Source organism: Shewanella sp. GD04112, from assembly GCF_029835735.1.
Lineage (GTDB): Bacteria > Pseudomonadota > Gammaproteobacteria > Enterobacterales > Shewanellaceae > Shewanella.
Genome location: NZ_JAOEAL010000001.1, coordinates 4,366,693 through 4,385,744, shown reverse-complemented (window position 1 = coordinate 4,385,744; position 19,052 = coordinate 4,366,693). Strand labels below are relative to the sequence as shown.

At 48.5% G+C, this 19,052-nt stretch carries 19 protein-coding genes; 7 read left to right on the top strand and 12 right to left on the bottom strand.

Features of this window, described 5'->3' with window-relative positions:
• Positions 1–40: 40 nt before the first annotated feature.
• The 8 genes from tatC to rraA form a co-directional block, all read right to left on the bottom strand.
• Complete coding sequence (gene tatC, locus N7386_RS19250) at positions 41–790, bottom strand: twin-arginine translocase subunit TatC (protein ID WP_086902292.1); 750 nt, start codon at positions 788–790, stop codon at positions 41–43.
• 3 nt (positions 791–793) lie between these two features.
• Positions 794–1,237 carry a Sec-independent protein translocase protein TatB gene (gene tatB / locus N7386_RS19245; RefSeq protein ID WP_279751571.1) on the bottom strand — a complete coding sequence of 148 codons (444 nt, stop codon included), beginning with the start codon at positions 1,235–1,237 and terminating at the stop codon, positions 794–796.
• A gap of 6 nt (positions 1,238–1,243) precedes the next feature.
• A complete protein-coding gene (tatA, locus tag N7386_RS19240) occupies positions 1,244–1,501 on the bottom strand; it encodes a Sec-independent protein translocase subunit TatA (RefSeq protein ID WP_086902290.1) in 258 nt (85 codons plus the stop codon).
• Positions 1,502–1,560: 59 nt separating this feature from the next.
• Positions 1,561–3,210, bottom strand: coding sequence for a ubiquinone biosynthesis regulatory protein kinase UbiB (ubiB, locus tag N7386_RS19235; RefSeq protein ID WP_089066802.1), 1,650 nt, complete (start codon positions 3,208–3,210; stop codon positions 1,561–1,563).
• Positions 3,207–3,827, bottom strand: a complete 621-nt coding sequence (locus tag N7386_RS19230; protein ID WP_109287961.1) for an SCP2 sterol-binding domain-containing protein — start codon at positions 3,825–3,827, stop codon at positions 3,207–3,209. Before N7386_RS19230 ends, ubiB begins: the two co-directional genes overlap by 4 nt.
• Positions 3,827–4,582: a bifunctional demethylmenaquinone methyltransferase/2-methoxy-6-polyprenyl-1,4-benzoquinol methylase UbiE gene (gene ubiE, locus N7386_RS19225; RefSeq protein WP_086902287.1), complete on the bottom strand. Its 756-nt coding sequence runs from the start codon at positions 4,580–4,582 to the stop codon at positions 3,827–3,829. Before ubiE ends, N7386_RS19230 begins: the two co-directional genes overlap by 1 nt.
• Before the next feature lie 241 nt (positions 4,583–4,823).
• Positions 4,824–5,876, bottom strand: coding sequence for a formimidoylglutamase (locus N7386_RS19220; protein WP_279770416.1), 1,053 nt, complete (start codon positions 5,874–5,876; stop codon positions 4,824–4,826).
• A gap of 130 nt (positions 5,877–6,006) precedes the next feature.
• A complete protein-coding gene (rraA, locus tag N7386_RS19215) occupies positions 6,007–6,492 on the bottom strand; it encodes a ribonuclease E activity regulator RraA (protein ID WP_011624278.1) in 486 nt (161 codons plus the stop codon).
• A gap of 323 nt (positions 6,493–6,815) precedes the next feature.
• Here rraA and N7386_RS19210 point away from each other — a divergent pair, with 323 nt between their 5' ends.
• The 4 genes from N7386_RS19210 to N7386_RS19195 all read left to right on the top strand — a co-directional run bounded on the left by N7386_RS19210 (position 6,816) and on the right by N7386_RS19195 (position 10,782).
• Positions 6,816–7,064: a YgjV family protein gene (locus tag N7386_RS19210; RefSeq protein WP_011073879.1), complete on the top strand. Its 249-nt coding sequence runs from the start codon at positions 6,816–6,818 to the stop codon at positions 7,062–7,064.
• A gap of 355 nt (positions 7,065–7,419) precedes the next feature.
• Complete coding sequence (locus N7386_RS19205) at positions 7,420–7,932, top strand: phosphatase PAP2 family protein (protein ID WP_011624943.1); 513 nt, start codon at positions 7,420–7,422, stop codon at positions 7,930–7,932.
• 73 nt (positions 7,933–8,005) lie between these two features.
• A complete protein-coding gene (locus tag N7386_RS19200) occupies positions 8,006–9,046 on the top strand; it encodes an MJ1255/VC2487 family glycosyltransferase (RefSeq protein WP_086902284.1) in 1,041 nt (346 codons plus the stop codon).
• Between the two features lie 140 nt (positions 9,047–9,186).
• Positions 9,187–10,782 carry a thioesterase gene (locus N7386_RS19195; protein ID WP_279770414.1) on the top strand — a complete coding sequence of 532 codons (1,596 nt, stop codon included), beginning with the start codon at positions 9,187–9,189 and terminating at the stop codon, positions 10,780–10,782.
• Between the two features lie 36 nt (positions 10,783–10,818).
• Here the strand turns inward: N7386_RS19195 and N7386_RS19190 are convergent, their stop codons facing one another.
• The 4 genes from N7386_RS19190 to N7386_RS19175 all read right to left on the bottom strand — a co-directional run bounded on the left by N7386_RS19190 (position 10,819) and on the right by N7386_RS19175 (position 15,648).
• On the bottom strand, positions 10,819–11,430 hold the full coding sequence (locus N7386_RS19190) for a DedA family protein (RefSeq protein WP_279770412.1): 612 nt from the start codon (positions 11,428–11,430) through the stop codon (positions 10,819–10,821).
• Positions 11,431–11,601: 171 nt separating this feature from the next.
• Positions 11,602–12,522 (bottom strand): manganese-dependent inorganic pyrophosphatase, encoded by a 921-nt coding sequence (locus tag N7386_RS19185; protein WP_279770410.1) that lies wholly within the window; start codon positions 12,520–12,522, stop codon positions 11,602–11,604.
• Positions 12,523–12,665: 143 nt separating this feature from the next.
• Entirely contained in the window at positions 12,666–13,127 is a 462-nt protein-coding gene (locus N7386_RS19180; RefSeq protein ID WP_011624946.1) for a YhcH/YjgK/YiaL family protein, read from the bottom strand.
• 127 nt (positions 13,128–13,254) lie between these two features.
• A complete protein-coding gene (locus N7386_RS19175; protein ID WP_279770408.1) occupies positions 13,255–15,648 on the bottom strand; it encodes a TonB-dependent receptor in 2,394 nt (797 codons plus the stop codon).
• A gap of 574 nt (positions 15,649–16,222) precedes the next feature.
• Here N7386_RS19175 and N7386_RS19170 point away from each other — a divergent pair.
• From N7386_RS19170 to N7386_RS19160, 3 genes are all read left to right on the top strand, one after another.
• Entirely contained in the window at positions 16,223–17,278 is a 1,056-nt protein-coding gene (locus N7386_RS19170; RefSeq protein ID WP_279770406.1) for an alpha/beta hydrolase, read from the top strand.
• A 143-nt stretch (positions 17,279–17,421) separates the two neighbouring features.
• Positions 17,422–17,997, top strand: coding sequence for an LON peptidase substrate-binding domain-containing protein (locus tag N7386_RS19165; protein ID WP_089066812.1), 576 nt, complete (start codon positions 17,422–17,424; stop codon positions 17,995–17,997).
• A 52-nt stretch (positions 17,998–18,049) separates the two neighbouring features.
• The gene (locus N7386_RS19160) at positions 18,050–18,997 is read left to right on the top strand and encodes a pseudouridine synthase (RefSeq protein ID WP_279770404.1); all 948 of its coding nucleotides are present in this window, start codon (positions 18,050–18,052) and stop codon (positions 18,995–18,997) included.
• Positions 18,998–19,052 lie beyond the last annotated feature (55 nt).

Here is a 19,052-nt window from a genome sequence, read left to right as displayed (position 1 = left end):
GTTTCCTTATTATTATTTTCCTCTAATGCCGATTGAGGCATTAGTCGTTCGTTGATTCTTCTTCGTCGGTCTCGTCATCAGGTTTACTGTAAAAACGAGCCGCAAATAATCCGCCTTCAAACAATAACAGCATTGGTACGGCAAGCATAGTCTGGGAGATAACATCCGGTGGCGTTAACAGCATGCCCACAACGAATGCGCCGACAATGATATAAGGGCGTTTTTGTTTGAGATCTTCAGGAGTGGTTACGCCCGCCCAGCAAAGCAGGACTACGGCAACCGGGATTTCAAAGGATAAGCCAAAGGCAAAAAACAATTTCAGCACAAAGTCGAGATAGCTGCTGATATCCGTTGCTACCTGTACTCCTTCGGGGGCCGTGTTGGCGAAAAAGCCAAATACCACGGGGAATACAACGAAATACGCAAAGGCGATCCCTAAGTAAAACAGTACTGTGCTACTGAAGAGTAGCGGCATGACTAAGCGTTTTTCATGCTTATACAAACCGGGCGCCACGAAGGACCAAATTTGATAGAGCACGTAGGGAACAGCCACAAAAAATGACAGGACTAACGTCAGTTTGAAAGGGGCGAAGAAAGGTGCGGCGACATCGGTCGCAATCATACTGCCACCTAAGGGCAAAGACTGCATTAAAGGGATTGCCATGTAGTGGTAAATATCATTTGCCCAATACACGCTACAAATGAACACGATTAACACACTGGCAATGGATTTAAGCAGCTTGGACCTGAGTTCAAGCAAATGGCTGATAAGTGGCTGCTGTTGCGACATGAATTATCCGTTAGCTTTCGGGTTGGAACGGTTATCCTCGCCCTGATTGGATTCGCTAGTGGGGGCGGAGGAAGCCGAAGGACTCGCCTCTGTAGAAACACTCTGGCTCGCAGGGTTGTGGATCTGGTTTTCCGGTGCGGGAACATCTTGCACTTGGTAAGGACGATTCACAGACTGTGCTGCTTGCTTTAACTGGTCGATCGACTCTTGCAGTTCGGGTGAGAGGTTAGATAGACCTTTACTCTCTGCTTTTTTGAGGTCGGCGTGCAACTGCTCGATCTTTAGCTCTTGCTCAAGTTCTTCTTTGACTGAGTTGGCCATGCGTTTCATCGCGCGGATCCAACCTGTTACTGAACGTACTGCAACCGGTAGACGTTCGGGGCCGAGTACCACAAGCCCCAGAACACCGATCAGCAGCAGCTCCATAAAGCCGATACCGTCAAACATAAAGAGTTACGCCTGTTCTTTGTTAGACTCAGGTTTCTTTTCAGTCGCCTGTTGGGTTGGTTGTGCAGATTGTGCTGTTTGCACTGATTTTGCTGCTTCTGCATCTTCTAACGCTTTTTTATCTTCGTCTGAAGACATAGCGTTTTTAAAGCCCTTAACAGCACCACCTAAATCACCACCCAAAGAGCGTAATTTCTTTGTTCCAAACAATAAGACAACGATTAACGCGATGATAAGAAGTTGCCAAATACTAATGCCACCCATGAAGGTATCCTCTTAATTGATATCGGTTCTATTATGAACCTCTGATTAATTAGTGCTAGCTAAAATTTACGATTCTTTGGCCTAGATCGCCATCCGATAATCCACAACACCGCGCCTGAAATCAGACACACGTAAGGGCTCCACAGTGTAGCGTCTTGGTTGAACAATAACGTGCCGCAGATCAATAAAATTGCAGAAGTGATGAGCAAGTAATTACTCTTGTGTGCTTGCTGCTGATATTTCAGATACTTATCTAGCATTTGTTGCTGAGAACTCAGCAATTTCCTGCCTAATTTAAGGTTATCGTAAATTAGCTCAGGGAATTCCGGAAGCTTATCAGACCAATATGGCAGTTTTGTGGATACCTTTTTAAACATTGCCTTAGGGCCCACTTGCTCGGCCATCCACTGTTCTAAAAAGGGTTTCGCCGTTTGCCAGAGATCCAGCTGCGGATAGAGCTGACGTCCTAAGCCTTCGATGTAGAGTAATGTCTTCTCGAGCAGCACGAGCTGAGGCTGCACGACGATATCGAAGTGGCGTGCGGTGCGAAACAGTTCTAATAACACGTGGCCGAAGGAGATTTCATCTAAGGGCTTGTTAAACATGGGTTCACAAACGACCTTGATGGCTTGCTCGAAGGCCTGTAGATCGGTTTTTTCCGATACCCAACCCGACTCGATATACAGCTGCGCGATACGGTGGTAATCACGGTTGAAAAACGCGAGGAAGTTTTCCGCTAAATAGCGCTTATCGACTTCGCTGAGTGTGCCCATAATGCCGCAATCTAGGCCGATATAATAAGGATTCTCGGGATGATCGCGGGAGATAAAAATATTCCCTGGATGCATATCGGCATGGAAAAAGTTATCGCGGAACACTTGGGTGAAAAACAGCTCTACGCCACGTTCGGCCAAGAGTTTAAAGTTAGTTCCCTGTGCCTTCAGTGCGGCGATATCTGATACCGGAATACCGTAAATGCGCTCCATCACCATTAAACGCGGATAGCAAAACTCTTCGTAGACATACGGAATATAGAGCGCGTCTGAGTCGAGGAAGTTATTACGCAGCTTAATGGCATTGAGGGCCTCAAGCTTAAGATTGAGCTCACCTAGAATGGTCACACGGTAATCTTCAATCACCTCCGAGGGGCGCAGGCGATTCCCTTCACCGAGGAGATAATCGATGACCTTAGCCGTTTGCGACATCAACAACAGGTCAGCTTGGATTTTAGCTTCCACATTTGGGCGCAGCACTTTTAATACCACGGCCTTGCCGTTGGATTTGAGCGTGGCGGTATGCACCTGAGAAATCGAAGCCGAAGCTAAGGGTGTTTCGTCAAAGTCGTCGAAGTAGCTCTCGATGGGGGCTTTAAGTTCGGCTTCAATCGCTTGACGTGCCAAGACACCATCGAAAGGCGGGACTTTATCCTGCAACATGGCCAGTTCAGTCGCCCATTCATCGCTCAGTAAGTCACGGCGGGTTGACAGCATTTGCCCAAGCTTAATATACACTGGGCCAAGTTCCTGCATCGCCAGCTTTAAACGCTCGCCGCCAGATTTGCCTTTGTGTTTATTGCGGATCCAAAACAGGCTGTTGCGGGCGAGTTTAAAGTACCAAGGGGTCATCTTTGGCGGTAATACGTCATCTAACCCATATTGCAGTAGGGTTTTAATGACATGATAACCGCGGCGGATACTGGCAAGGGTCATGGCTTAATTTGGTCTCTTAATTTGGCAATCCGTTGTTCGAGCGCACGAGTATCGTCAACTAAGTCATCCATTTGATCGCGAAAATGAATGAGTTCAATCCGGTGTGGCGCAAGGCGATATTCTTCGATAGCGAGTTGCCCTAAATGCGAGCGGGTCTTACGCAGCACTTCAAGTGCTAGGGTTTTGGCCTGTAGTCCCGTGCTCAGCAGTTTATGGGTTGGCCCATCGCCTAAGTAACGTGACAGAGGCTCGGCAAAATCAAACTCTATGCTACGCAGATAATGGCTGAAGCTTTGTAACAGATTGAGGTCACCTTCGAGGCTGAGCTTATCCTGTTTGATGAGTTCGGTGAGGTTAGCACCTTCTGTCACGCGGTAGAGCGTCGTGGCATCGGCATGCAGGCTGACATCCACATCGCCTTCATAGCGACTCAGTACTTGGATTTCTTTGGCGAAGACCAAGTAAATTGGCCAGCTGAGTTGTGATAATTGAATGCGGAAGACTTTGCCATGTAACTGACGCTGGCGTGCATAGGCGTCGCCGGCTTGGGTCTGAAGTTGCTTCAGACCCGTCTCAATGGCGGCGCAGGCAAGTAACACCACTTCTTGCGGCATCATTAGAATTTATAACCGCGGTGCAGGGCAACAATGCCGTCGGTCATGTTGGTGTAATCGACCTGTTCAAAGCCCGCATCGACCATCATTTGCTTGAGGGTCTCTTGGTCTGGGTGCATACGAATTGACTCGGCAAGATACTCATAGCTGTCGGCGTCTTTCGTAATGATTTCACCCATTTTTGGCAGCACTTTAAAGCTGTATAGGTCATAGACTTTGCGCATCAGCTCATGTTGCGGCTTAGAAAACTCTAACACTAACAACTTACCGCCTGGCTTAAGCACGCGGTTCATTGAACGCAGCGCCGCGTCTTTATCGGTCACGTTACGCAGACCAAAGGCGATAGTGATGATATCGAAGTGATTATCGGGGAAAGGCAGTGCTTCGGCGTTGGCTTGCACATAGCTCACATTGCCAACGATGCCGCGGTCACGCAGTTTAGTGCGGCCCACTTTCAGCATAGAATCGTTGATATCCGCTAATACCACTTCGCCTTTATCGCCCACCAAATGGGAGAACTTAGCGGTTAAATCGCCAGTACCACCCGCAAGGTCGAGCACCTTCATACCAGGGCGCGCGCCAGAGACTTCAATGGTGTAACGCTTCCAAAAACGGTGAATACCGAAGGACATAACGTCATTCATGATATCGTACTTGGCGGCAACCGAATGAAACACGCCGGCAACGAGATCGGCCTTTTTATCCGCCTCTACGGTTTTATAACCAAAGTGGGTATTTTTAGATTCGCCCTCAGACATCAATGTATTCCTATTGTTTTGCAAAGTATTAGTGGCGAGTGTAAGCCATCGCCTGCATTTGCTGAATCTTTGATCTATCACTCTGTGATCGAGTTAGTAAACTCTCCTCAAGGCGTTGGCTTGAGGCGTTTGGCATTGGCCAATGTTGAGTGCGCCGACCCGATAAAATGGATTGGCATTAGACCACAATATCAGGATTTGGTGAATAGCTTAGCGCCCACAAGGGCGCAAGCTTAACATGCTATTGGGCTAAAAAATGACGCCTTGCCTGCACATAGGCATAGATTAACTCGCTGATACTCTGGCCGACATCTTTAAATCCGGCTTCAATACCTGCCTCATGACAACTCGGCGCGGCTTCGGCCAAGTGCAAATAAGCACAGGGACAATGGCTGGCGATATAACTGATATAGTGCGCGGCATCGAGCAGGGGAATACCCGCCGCCGTTGAGGCGCTGCTGGGCATTTTTGCAATCGCATCGACGTCAAGCTCTAATCCAACAGGCAGGGCGGTATGATTGAGTTTGCCAGCAATCTCCTGCAGCGCCTCAGTGAGGCTCACTTCGCGGCGAATCCAAATCTGTTGCAGGCTATGCCAAGTGCCACCAAAATCAGACAGTTGTTGTAAATTGGCCTCGCTGTTTTTGAGTTCGTGTAAGCCGAGCACATGGTAATAACCCAGTGCGCCGCGATCGGCTGCATAACTAAAGCCATTACCGCTGTGGCGCCCTTCGAGTAGACGAAAATCACTGTGCGGATCTAAATTCACCGCGGCAACTTGGCGTTGATAATGGGCCGAAGTCGCCATTAACAGGCCGTAGGCATTGTTGTGGCCGCCGCCAATCACTATGGGTTCAAGCCCTGCGGCTTGTATAGCGCTAACGATGCTAATCACCCGTTCATCGAGTTGCTCAACTGCTTGGCGTAAATGGGGTAGGCTCGCGCCTTCGCCGTCCTGTGCCAGTAATTGCAGATCCGCCGTATGTACTTGCCCTAAAATCAGGCATTCGGCGCCCGAAAGAAAACGATTCGACTGTAAATTCAACCATTGGCGCATGCTGGTGGTAAAGGCATCGGTGGCGCCGCCTCTGCCTAAGTTTGCCCGAGGGCCGATATCTTCCCCTACGCCTAAAATGGCAAATTGAGCGCCATGGGCTTTGGCCGTGGCGAGTATCGCCTCGAGCGGATGTTCGTGATTGGCCAAATGTACACATTGACCAATTTTGGTTTCACCCGCTCTTGGGCTCACTAGACTGGCCACATCGGCTTGGGTAAATGGAATAAATTCAGACATGGATTCGTATTCTTATCGGTAGGGACAGGGATATTGTGGCGTACCCATGGACGAATATTCAATGGGACTTAGCGAAAAACAGCCAATAAAAAAGCCAGCTTAGCTGGCTTTCTTGATAGACAATTTGTCATTACTCAATGTCGAGTGGTTCTGGCGACAGGATAATGCCAGTGTTATCGGCATAGATATGATCGCCTGGGAGGAAGGTCACGCCGCCAAAGTTGACCGGAATTTCCACTTCGCCCACTGAATTGCCATCGGCACCTACTGGAATCGAGGCAAGGGCTTGAATGCCGATGTCTAATTCTTCCAGCGCATCCACATCGCGTACTGAACCGTAAACGATAATGCCTTCCCAGTTGTTGTTGACTGCGATTTCAGCGATAGAAGCATCGATCAGGGCGCGGCGTAATGAGCCACCACCGTCAACCAGTAAGACTTTACCTTGGCCATCTTCTTGTAAGACCTCGGTGATTAGGCCGTTGTCTTCAAAGCACTTAATCGTGCTGATAGAACCGCCAAAAGAGCTACAACCACCGTAGTTACTGAACATGGGCTCGACTACATCTACGACATCTAAGTACATGTCACATAGTTCTGAGGTGTTGTATTCCATATTTACACTCCTATTGATCCGCGTTGCGTACAGTTTAGCGAGTTTACGCCAGTATAAAAGGGATTACTGAAAAGAAAAGTGTTATCAATCACGGTATTGTTGCACTTGGGGGTTAACACTTCTGTTGTAAACTTTCGTCACTTAACAGGGGTTTGTCCTCAAAACTTGATATCGGTCATTAAATAACGGTTTTTTATTACAACTCTGTTGCGTGTTTTGGTATTATATCCCAAGTTTAAATTAACTTACTTAACTTAATTTGCTTTAGGGGCAAGGACCCCCCGGTACGCTTATGGACGGTAGAGGGCCTTCGAGAGGTGCCTATGGAAGCTGTAAACACAATTGAAATTATTGGTTATTTTGCCTCAGTAATGGTGGCAATTTCACTTATGATGAAGAACATCATCTGGTTAAGATGGTTAAACTTTGTCGGCTGTACCCTGTTTGTTATCTACGGCGTATTTATTTCAGCCTGGCCAGTTGCAGGTATGAACGCTTTCGTAGCCTGTATCAATATCTATCATCTGACGAAAATTTACCGCGCCAAAGCGTTGGAACAAGCCGTCGCTTGAAGGTTTTCTGACAGTGTTGCCCGCTCCTAGCATCAGGGCAGCACTGTATCTCCCCGCACGTTTTCCTCTCTTTGCAGTCATTACTTCATTCATCGCGATTTATTTCATCTGTGCGAATGTCATAAAACTTTAGGCCTGATGTCACTTTGCCGTCATCGGGAGTTCTTAGTCTCACCTTAACACTAAATACTTAAGCAATATCTGTTTAAGTCGCCATAGGGTTTAGCGTGGGGTTCTATCGTGAAATAGTTGTCTGACAGGGCGTTAAAACATGCAGACGCTAACGGTTGTCGAGAGAATGCACTCATTAACATCGCCATGATACTCGCTGGCATGCCAGCAAGGAGCCTGTTTTATGTTGAGTTACATTACAGACTTAGATAAGCGCATGTTTTATCGCATTGTGGGTTTGAGCCAACGTCATGGTGTTTATGATTGGGCGAAACGGATATCGGCAACTGGGGATGGGCATGTGTATCTGTATCTTGCTGTAGGGTTGATGTTGACACACGCCCAAGGACAGAGCCTATTCAATCTGCTGTTAGCGAGCTTTTTGATTGAATTGCCGCTGTACTTATTACTTAAAAATAGCATTCGCCGCACTCGCCCCTGCCACGCTTTAGTTGGGTTTGAGAAGGGATTCGAGCCTTCAGACAGATTCAGTCTACCTTCGGGGCACACGGCGGCCGCCTTTGTGATGGCCACGAGTGTGGCGCAGGTATATCCCATGGCTGCACCCCTTGCCTACGCCTGGGCGCTCTGTATTGGTGCCTCGCGCATTGCGCTAGGGGTACATTACCCTTCTGATATTGCTGCCGGCGCCTTGTTAGGTACTGGGGCTGTGCTGCTGGTACATCCCGTGATTTAACCCAAATCAGGCGCATATTCGTTAGGTACCTCCTTGATTCATCACTCTTTCATTAAAAGTTAAAGGATAAACAATGCGAATACTCTACGGAGTTCAAGGCACAGGGAATGGCCACCTAAGTCGTGCTCGAGTGATGGCAAAAGCCTTAATTGAGCACAATATTCAAGTCGACTTTTTGTTTTCGGGGCGCAAGCCTGAACATTTTTTCGATATGGAGTGTTTTGGGGAGTATCGCGTACAGGCGGGAATGACCTTTGCCACCCACTCTGGGCGAGTGAATGTGTCGCAAACGGTGAGACAGAATTGCTCCTTGTCATTGCTTAAGGATATCCAAGCATTAGATTTGAGTTGCTATGACCTAGTGCTGAATGATTTTGAACCCGTATCCGCATGGGCGGCGAGGCGCCAAGGCGTTCCCTCCATTGGCATAAGTCATCAAGCGGCCTTGACTCACCCTGTGCCTAAGTTGGGGAGCACTTGGTTTAATGAGTTACTACTCAACTATTTTGCGCCAGTGGATGTGGCACTGGGTTGCCATTGGCATCATTTTGGTTTTCCGATCCTACCTCCCTTTGTCGAAGTCGATGCCAGTCCTATTGAACATACCCATCAAATTTTGGTGTATTTACCCTTCGAAGAGGCGGATGCGATCGCCGAATTTTTTAAGCCTTTTACGGATTATCAGTTTTTGGTGTATCACGCTAAGCAGCCGACTGCACCGCTCGCCGACCATATTCAATGGCATGGTTTTAACCGTGACGGATTTAAACAGCACTTAGCGAGCTGTGGTGGAGTGATTGGTAATGCCGGATTTGAGTTGGCGAGCGAGGCGCTGACCTTAGGGAAAAAGTTGTTGGTCAAGCCGCTGATTGGTCAATTTGAGCAGTTGTCGAACGTGGCAGCGCTGCAATTATTGGGCGCGGGTGACAGTATGATGAGTCTGGACATGGGCGTGGTCAAACGTTGGCTCAAGGCTGCATCGCCAAATCCCATCGCCTATCCGCAGGTGGGTGATGCCTTAGTGAAATGGATTTGCAGCGGTCAGTGGCAACATACAGCGCCATTGTGCGATGACCTTTGGAGCCAAGTGAAGCTGCCCGACACCTGGCGCTAACTCGAGCTAAGCTTGATGATAAAAGGCATCGTCGGCTCTAGCTGGAAATTTGGAGTTAGCGTATAATTTGGCCAATTTTGCTGTTAGCCCCAGCAGCGTGTCTATATTGGCCTAGTCTGGCCACAATTTAGTTGTCATAAATGAGCCTTAAGAAGTTTACTCAGTACAAGTTACTGTTTTTAATGTTGTTGTCCCTCGGTATTTTACTTCCTTTTATTCCTGACCAAGCCTATCACATTCCCGGCCCTGATATTGCTACGCAAAATCTGCATGTGATTGAATTTAATGATCAAGGTCAGCCACATAACGATGGACAATGGCAAGGGCTCAAGGCGCGGATTTTACAACCCAATAATGGCACGGCTCCCGAGTTGCTGATTTTTGTCCACGGTTGGCACCATAGCGCTAATCCAACGGACGAAAACTTTGTCGCGTTCGAACAGTTTTATCAACAGATGGCGGCATCCGACTCCCAGCGTAACCTATTGGGTTTATACATAGGTTGGCGTGGTGACAAGCTGGATCCCTTCTGGCTCGATGGCTCAGAAGATGCTACCAGTTGGATTGAGCCGCTGGATTTCCCGACTATTTTACAGCGTAAAGCCGTGGCCAAACGCATTGGGCAAACCGGGCTATCGCAGCTGCTGGATAAGCTGGATGTGTTAGTGGCTGAACATCAATTATTGCGTTATACCGTGATTGGTCACAGTCTTGGCGGCTTAGTGGTGCTGCACGCCAGTAAAGATAGAATCAAGGCGGCCATCGATAATGAGCAGGATAATCCGAATCTTTTCTTACTGTTAAACCCCGCCGCACCAGCGCAGGATTTTAAACCACTCGATACGCTGATGAGCTTAGATCGGCAAAAACCGAGTATGGTGGTGCTGCAATCTAAGGGCGATTTTGCGGTAAAAGAGGCCTTTAATTACATCAAGGACGGCGAGCGGGCACTGGGTAACTCTTGGGCTATTACCCACGATATCGATAAATGTTCTGGCGGTAATTGTTCGACGCCGATGAAGATGCCTTCGGCATTAATGGCCCATGACGAAATTCCCGGTTGTATGATGACCTTGCCGCATTCTGGCTGGAAAATCCGTGCTCGCCTGCAGGCGCGGCGCAGTGTGCAAACCTGCCCAGACGCCAATATGCAGGCTGTATGGGTGCTGGCCGTGTCCGATGAAATTGTCTCTGGTCATAATGGGATCTTAACGCCTGCCCACGCCAAAGCACTATCCGAGGTGATGGGGATGATTGATTTGTATCGAAATCAATTGCCTAAACATGCGGTCGAAAGCCCTGCGAATGAAGATTTAGCCACGTTGGCGCCCGACTCGGAAGCGGCAAGCTCGTCGGATACGCAAACCGGCACCCCAGCAGAGCCTGTGGTGTTAGTCGAGCCATTACCTGAAGGCGAACAACCTAAGCCACAAGATTCAACAGATTCACAAGAGGCGCCAGAGAAGCAAACACCGATTGAGCAAGGTTTGCCGATAGTGCCGCCATCAGATGATCGCACCCCGCCGCAAGCGATGGATGGCAAGTCGAATGAAGTGAGTGGGGACACTAAACAAGAGGAAGTCGAGACCACAGCTACGACGTCAGCCATAAATGCTGAGTCTCAAACTAATGCGGAACCTCAAATTAATGTAGAGCCTCAAACCGAGATAAATACCACTAAGGATACTCAACCTAATGAGCCAACTCAGCCTCAACCTAAGGTTGAGACTGAGTAACTTAGGAGTTGCTTACCGAATGTAAGCGTATGAGCTTTAATGATTTTTAACCTGAAATTTACGCCAACTAAAATGAAGTAAAAGGATTAAAAGCAGGCTAACGATTGCCCATGTCGGGTATTTATGTTGATGATAAAACGTGAGAATAGGGGCGATTTCATCGCGGATTAACACTGGGCCCAAGCCAAAAAGCGTTACCCAAATGCTGGTGGCGAGTAGGTTGCCCATCACGAATTGCTTAAAGGGCATTTTGGCCAGCCCACAGCCAATAAACATAAACTGCTTAAGCCCTTCGACAAAGCGGCTGAGTACTAAGGCGGCAATGCCATACTGGCCAATCACACTGTGTATCTTGTCCTCAAGCTGCGGCTTTATCCAACCTTTTTGCAGCAGTACCTCACCGAAGCGGCGACCGATAAAGTAGCCCAAACTGTTGCCACTCAGGGCGGCGGCGCAGGCAACGATGAGGACTAATGGCAGCGACATTTGCCCCGTTGCAGCCAGTAAACTGGCGACAATTAGTAAGGATTGTCCCGGTGCAGGAATACCAAATCCCTCGACGGCGATGGCCACAAAGAGCAGCAGATAACCGTATTGCTGCAACCAAGGTGTCATTTCGGTGATAAGGTGTTGTAAGGCTTCTGGCATGATTAAAACAGAGTGCGAGAATGAATCATCCCATCTTACTCGGCACGGCCAAATTTAGGATAGCTTTATGAGCAAAGTTTCATGCCGATTTTATGGAATGGCGCATATTCAAGGCACAAAAAAGCCGAACTGAGTTCGGCTTTTTATGCATAACAACTTAATGGTCGCTTATTAAGCGAAAGCGGCCTGCAGTTGTGGCACAACTTGCTTCTTACGGCTTAATACGCCGTCTAACCACACTTTGCCATCGACTGGGGTTTTACCGTAGGCACGGTTAACCAGATCGGTATCGTCAGAAACCACTAACAGCTCTGAGCCTTCTTTCATAATGTCAGTCAGCAGTAACAGTACGCTGTGACGGTTGCCTTCAACTTTCAGTGCTTTGATATCGGCTTCCAGTTCGGCTTTGATTGAATCAAATACAGACAGATCAATCACTTCTAACTGGCCGATACCCACTAAGTTACCGTTCATGTTGAAGTCTTTAAAGTCGCGCATCACGAGATCGCGTGCTGGCGTGCCTTCAACTGCCGATTTTACCTTGAACATTTCCATGCCCAGCGCTTTAAAGTCTTCAACGCCAGCGATTTCGGCTAAGGCCTCAACGCAACGAATGTCGGCTGTAGTGCAGGTCGGTGATTTGAAGATCACAGTGTCGCTCAGGATGGCGCACATCATGATGCCAGCGATATTTTTAGGGATGGCAACTTGGTGGAAGTCGTACATCATCTTAATGACTGTGTTGCTGCAACCAACAGGGCGGATCCAGCACTCTAAAGGCGTATCAGTGGTCAGATCGCCTAATTTGTGGTGATCCACAATACCTACGATAGTCGCTTGAGCGATATCGTCCGGTGCTTGAGTCAGCTCTGAGTGGTCAACAATGTAGACCTGCTCGCCAGCATAGCTGGTTTTGTATTCTGGCGCTTCAAAGCCAAAACGCTCCAGAATAAAAGCGGTTTCGGGTGATAACTCACCTAAACGTGCGGCAACGGCTTCTTCACCGATTTGGTTTTTTAAATAAGCTAACGCGATAGCACCGCAGATTGAATCAGAATCGGGGATTTTGTGACCGACAACGTACATAGGCATTTCAGGGACTCTCCTTTAAATTTGTGGCAATTTTAACAATATTTCGCCCGATTCGGAAATAGCCAAAGCGCATATCGCTGCGCCCTTAAGTCGCTATTCCACTAAAAACCGACCGCTGGCAGTGGCCATTATTTACACAAGTGTTAGATCTTCACTTTTATCACGACTTTACGCACCGCTGTCGGCGTATCACTCGTGCCGGGCATATGCATGTCGCCAGGGAAAAAGAGCGCAAACATCCCTGCCTTTAGTTGAATGTAGGAGGCGTTGGCTTTATTCGACTCGTAATCGAACTCGGCGTAATCGTGCTTTTCGAAATAAGGTTTGGAGGGTGTTTGGTCGGCCAATGGTAGATAGCCAAACTCTTCTTCGCCGCTGACCACATACTGCACATCGATGTATTTTTGATGTACTTCAAAGGGTTCGGTCGATTGTGGCTTAGTGTGGTAGTCGTTGACTATCACGAAAATATCCTCGCCATCGAGGGGATAATTGCCAACGGGCAGTTGGCTAAAGTCAGTGCTGGCAAGATGTGCTAATGCCGTGGCAATGCGTGGACTGAGTGATTGATAAATATGGCGATTAGCTAAGGTATCGACAATCATGGGGTACTCGATATGGCGTAAGTAAATGAGTGAATTGTAAAGATTATAATCAGTTCACCGCCGTTAGAACATAAGCGATAGACATAAAAAAACAGGCCATAAATGGCCTGTTTTGATGGTTTGCGGCTTAGTAAGTGTACTTAGCCTCGAGGAAGTAGTAACCCCCATTAAATCCAAACGGTGTGTTGGTTAATGGATAGACGAAAATACCATTGAAGTTATTGTCATCTGGGCGTTTTTCAGGATACACATCAAACAAGTTTTGTACGCCAGCGGTGAAGCTTAAGGCATCGGTTGCGGCGTAGCGCACGGATAAATCCATCACCCATTGGTCGCTGTAATTCACATCACCCGTTGAGTAACCCACTGTATAATCGCCAAAATAGCTGAGGCGAATATTAGTCTTAAAGTCACCTAATTCATGGGTCAGTCCTAAGTTACCCGTATTGTGCGGCGTGGCCGAGGTCATGCGGGTTTGTTCGATATTATCGAAGAGTTTAGGGCCGAGTCCGTCCAAAATTTCAGGGAAATGAATATCTTGGATTTCGGTTTTGTTATAGGCGTACGCCAAGTTAGCGCGTAAATCACCCCAGTTGCCAAGATCAAAATCTTGGCTCACCACTAAATCGACGCCGCGAGTACGGGTATCGACGGCATTAATAAAGAAGCGCGCCGATTCTGCATTGGTATTGGCTAGCGCCGCCGCAACAGCCGGTGAGTCGTTTGGCGTCACTGAGCTTGAGAGGATAATCCTGTCATCGATTGAAATCTGATAGGCATCCAAGGTCAGGGCGAGACCCGTATCATTGGTGTATACCAAGCCTAAGCTGAAGGATTGCGATAGCTCTGGGTCGAGCTCGTTAATGCCTAGGGCTTTAGTCACTGGCGATAAGGTGTTGAAGGTGCCTGATTCTGTTGGCACTAATTGGCCCGTAGTCGGATCAGGATTGAACAGGGTCGAGATATTGCTGAAGTACAGCTGTTGTACGCTCGGCGCTCTAAAGCCTGTGTTCACTGTGCCGCGCAGGGCTAAATGGTCGGTGAAGTCGTAACGGCCCGCGAGCTTCCAACTGGTGTTACCGCCAAAGTCAGAATAGTTTTCGTAACGCAGCGCCGCCGCCCAATAAAACTCAGTGGTTAATTGGTTTTCAAGCTCGACATAAACACCAGTATTGTCGCGAGTCTCATCGACTTCTGATTCGGGCGTAAAGCCAGTAAAGCCTTGGCTACCCGCTGCACGGTTATCATAACCGCCATTGATATAAGAGTTGGGTTCGCCTGCCTCAATCTGATAACCGTTTTGGCGCCAAGAGACACCCGTCGCCACTAAAATCTCTGAATCATTGGCAAAGTTATAGTAGCGCGAGGCATCGATGTTCAGGTTTGCTTCGCTGGTGGACAGGGTGCCCGCATCGAATTCCGTCGGGCTATCTGGGCCGAGTGATGCGTTTAGGGTGTTCACAATATTATATTCGAACGAGTTACCGCCATAGCCCGCTGAGGTATCGATATTCCATTCACCGAGGGTGAACTCATAGCCTAGGACTAATGATGAATCGATGATCTTAGGATTGATCTGCGGTAAAAAGCCGTCGGGATACAGCTCGGTCAAGTTACGAGCATCGAGTGCGCGGCGATAAAATGCACCGGATTTGGTTTCACGTTGGCTAATGCCACCAAAGGCATAGAGTTTACTGTCGTTTGATAAAGGCTGCGCCGCGTTGATAAATAAGCCTAAGTTATCGTATTCGGCGTCGCCCACTTGGTGGCTCTTGCGGTTGAAAGTCGCTTCACGCGGATCATCTGAACCGTCTGGCAGCTTAGGATATTGTTGGCGTGGATCTAAGCCTGCGCGGTTGGTGCTGTCTTTATGGTGAGCTTCAACGCCAATATTCACAAAACCGTCGTTGTTTAGGCTGATCCCGTGGTTCACACCAACGCGCCATTGTTCACCGTCACCCAGATAGGTTTGTCCGGCTTGAGCCGACACGCTACCGCCTTGGTCGTTGTCTTTTAAGACTACGTTGATAACACCAGCAATCGCATCTGAGCCGTATTGTGCCGAGGCGCCATCACGCAGGATTTCGATGCGCTTAATTGATGTCATCGGGATTGCGTTCAAATCGACGTTAGATGAGCCCTTGCCGACAGTGCCGCTTAAATGCACCAGCGCTGAACCATGGCGGCGTTTACCGTTTACCAGTACGAGCGTGTGATCAGGCGACAGGCCGCGTAAGCTGGCAGGACGCACCGCGTCTGAGCCATCGGTGACCGATGAAAAGGGGAAACTGTAACTTGGCGCGGCAAATTGCAGCGCCTTAGCTGTTTCGGTCATACCGGTGGATTCGAGTTGCTCCGCAGTAATGATATCGACGGGGGCAACGCTGTCGGTTGCGGTGCGCAGAGCGATCCGCGAGCCGACGACTTCAATTTTCTCAAAGCTGCTGGCCTGTTCTTCTGCGTGTACGACAGGAAAAACCAAAGTTGAAGATACTGCTAATGCGATAACGGCTGGACGCATAAAACCTCTCAATGTGGAGTAACCTTTAGGCTGGAACGAAAACATTGAACCAACGAAAGTAACAATTCGATAGGGCGAAGGTTATCACTGTAACAATTGTTACATCTAGACAGAAAAGTACTAACTCAGAGCTTACTGTTCTAGATAATCCCTTAAAGCCAGTCGAATATGTCGCCACTTTGAATATGATGGGCTAAGTGAATAAAATCAATCTAGATTCATTAGGGCGTGTTGACGTTTCGAGATTAGATTTTGTTCGTTTTGGCAAGCACGTGCTCGCGAAACGAGGAATGAAGTGTAGTTATTCTACTCAAATGACGAGTGACAAAGAGCAAGGGCTTGCCAGACGAACCCTTCGGGCAGCATTTGGCTGATGTTTCTGCTGCGTTATCGTCCGTTTATGTAGAATAACTACACCGCACGGACTTTGCCTTGCATAAACGCCAGCCAAATTGCTGTAAAAATAACCCTGAACCGTCAACACGCCCTAGGCATGTTGAAGGTTTATCGCGCTTAGCGGCTGTGTTTTAATGGCGCTAAACCTCAGGTTTGAGGCACTTTAAGGAGTTAAGTTTTGCCCGCATTACGCTTTCTTGCAGGTCCTACGGCCTTTAACATTATCAGGGAACAAGGTCTGCATCCCGATGCTTTTACACAACTATTGGCCGCATCCGGTGGGCCAAAATGGTTAGGGATTGCGGGTCTTGATAAGTATCTCTTCACGGAATTTTTTAAGCAGCGTAACACACCGCTTTATACCTTAGGGGCCTCGTCGGGAGCATGGCGTTTAGCCTGTTTGGCACAGCAGGATCCACTACAAGCCTACGCACGTTTAGAGGATTACTATATTGGCCAGCGGTATGAAACCATACCGACACCGCAGGAAGTGAGCGAGCAGGTAAAAGGTATAGTCCAAGGCATTCTCGGCGAGTCGGGCGGGCGCGAGATAGTGAATCATCCTTTTATTCACAGTCATTTAATTGCATGTCGGGCTAAACATATCAATCGCCTTAGCCATAAATTGCCCTTGGCAACAGGGTTAGCGATGACGGCCGCGACTAACCTCATTAGCCGCAAAACCTTAGGTTGGCATTTTGAGCGGGTGGTCTTTAGCCAGCAACTGGCATCATCTCCCTTTAAACAACTTGAGGATTTACCCAGTCAGCAGGCGCAGCTCACCGAAACCAATATGAACGCAGTGATGTTAGCGACGGGGTCGATTCCACTCGTGCTCGCACCTGTATCTCAGATTGAGGGCGTTGCTACAGGGCAATACTATGATGGTGGCATCACCGACTACCACTTCGATTTGCCTTTATCTCATGCCACGGGCTTAACCTTGTACCCGCATTTTTATCCCCATATGAGCCCCGGATGGTTCGATAAATCCCTAACTTGGCGCCGAGCGCGCACCAATTACCATAATGCCTTGGTGCTGGCGCCTTCGGCGGAATTTGTGGCTTCGCTACCCTTTGGTAAGGTGCCCGACCGTGAAGACTTTAAGCAATTGGATACGGTGCAGCGGATGCAGTATTGGCGCCGTTCTGTAGCCTTGAGCGAGCGCCTCGCCGATGAATTTGCCGAGGTGTGTGCAAAAGGAAATATCGCTGCATACCTAGCGCCGTTGTAAGGCGAGAGCGGCAAGTCAACCTAAATTCTTTTTTGCTGTCAGCGACTTTAGGAAGGAAATTATTTCACCTGCTACACTCTAAACTAATAAGGGATGCGGCTAGTTTTTGAGCGTTTCCTTCTATGAGTGGGCAGGAGGTTGCTATGCAAACACGAGAAATGGCGTTAATTATGCGCGATGCCTTGTTGCTGCCACAGGGAAGGATTGAGGTCCGCGTGGTCGAGCCGGGTCAATTACGCATGGTCGCGGAAGTCTTAAAAGGTAAGTACGATTTAGCCTTTGCGGCGATGAAACCCAGTGGAACTCCACCCTGTTACCCCACAGCCACTCAGTGCGACATCATCGATTTTAATCAGCTGGAAGATGACTCCCTCAGCATAGTGTTAGAGGGACGTCAGAGAGTCAGTATTCTCTCGGCTGCACAGACGAAAGATAAGCTGTGGATGTCCCGCACTTTACCCTGCCAAAATTGGCAGGAAGAGCCGATTGAAGGGGAGTTTGAGCTGATCAGTGCCGCCCTAGAGCAATTCTATGAGGTGAACCCTGACTTGTTGGAGCTGTATTCTCAAGTGCATTTAGAGGATGCGGCTTGGGTGAGCCAACGTTGGTTAGAAGTGCTGCCCATGTATAACCGCGATAAGCTAGTGTTGGTGAATCAACCCGACTGTCATAAAACCATGGATTTTGTCCTGCAACTCATTAAGTCCCATGTGGACTGAAAAACCACACAGAGGCTAAAATAGCGGCTCATTATCGCCGCTAGTTGTTTCTATGACTCAAACCGCCCGTGCCGCCCAACCATCCTTTGTGGTTCTTCCCTTAGAAGTGGTTGATAAACCAACCGTATTTTCTTTTTTGATCGAGCATTATGCCCATATTGGCGAAGCGGTTTGGCGCCAGCGGATCCTCGATGGCAAAGTACATTGGCAAGACGGTAGCTTGATTGGATTAGATACAGCCTATCGCCCAACGGCGAGGGCTTACTACTACCGTGAAGTTCCCGTGGAGGCACAAGTCCCGTTCGCGTCGCCGATTTTATTTCAAGATGACAACCTTATCTTGGCCTACAAACCGCATTTTTTACCCGTCACCCCCAGCGGCGATTATGTGAATGAGTGCCTAGTACACCGTTTACGTTTAAACACTGGGATCGACACTATTGCCCCTGCTCATAGGTTAGACCGGGAAACCGCAGGCGTTATCCTGATGACGACTCGCCCCGAGACGCGGCATATTTATCACCAGTTATTTATTGATGATGCGATCCGTAAAGATTATCAAGCGATTGCCAAACTCACCCCAGAGATTATGGCGCAATATGCCCGTGGCAAATTAACCTTGCCATTGCATTGGACGGTAAAAAATCGCATGCAACGAAGCGAGCCGAGTTTTACCATGAAAATAGTTGAAGGAGAGGCAAATACCCACTCTGAAATCAGCTTAGTGGCGATTCATGGGGAGTTTGGTTTATTCGAGTTAAGCCCTATTACGGGCAAGACGCACCAGCTGCGGGTCCATATGCAAAGCCTGGGTATGCCACTGTTAAATGACCGCTTTTATCCGACCTTATACCCTAAAGGACCGGATGATTTTAGCAAGCCGCTACAACTCTTGGCGCAGCGATTACGTTTTGTTGATCCTATCAGTGGTCGCCCGCACGATATTGAATGTGACGGATTAACGCTTAAGTCAGCGGAAAGCATTATTGCCACAGTGTAAAAAGTGGGGTACTGCAAGATGATTGTGTGAGTTTCTCTGCAATGGTAAGAATACA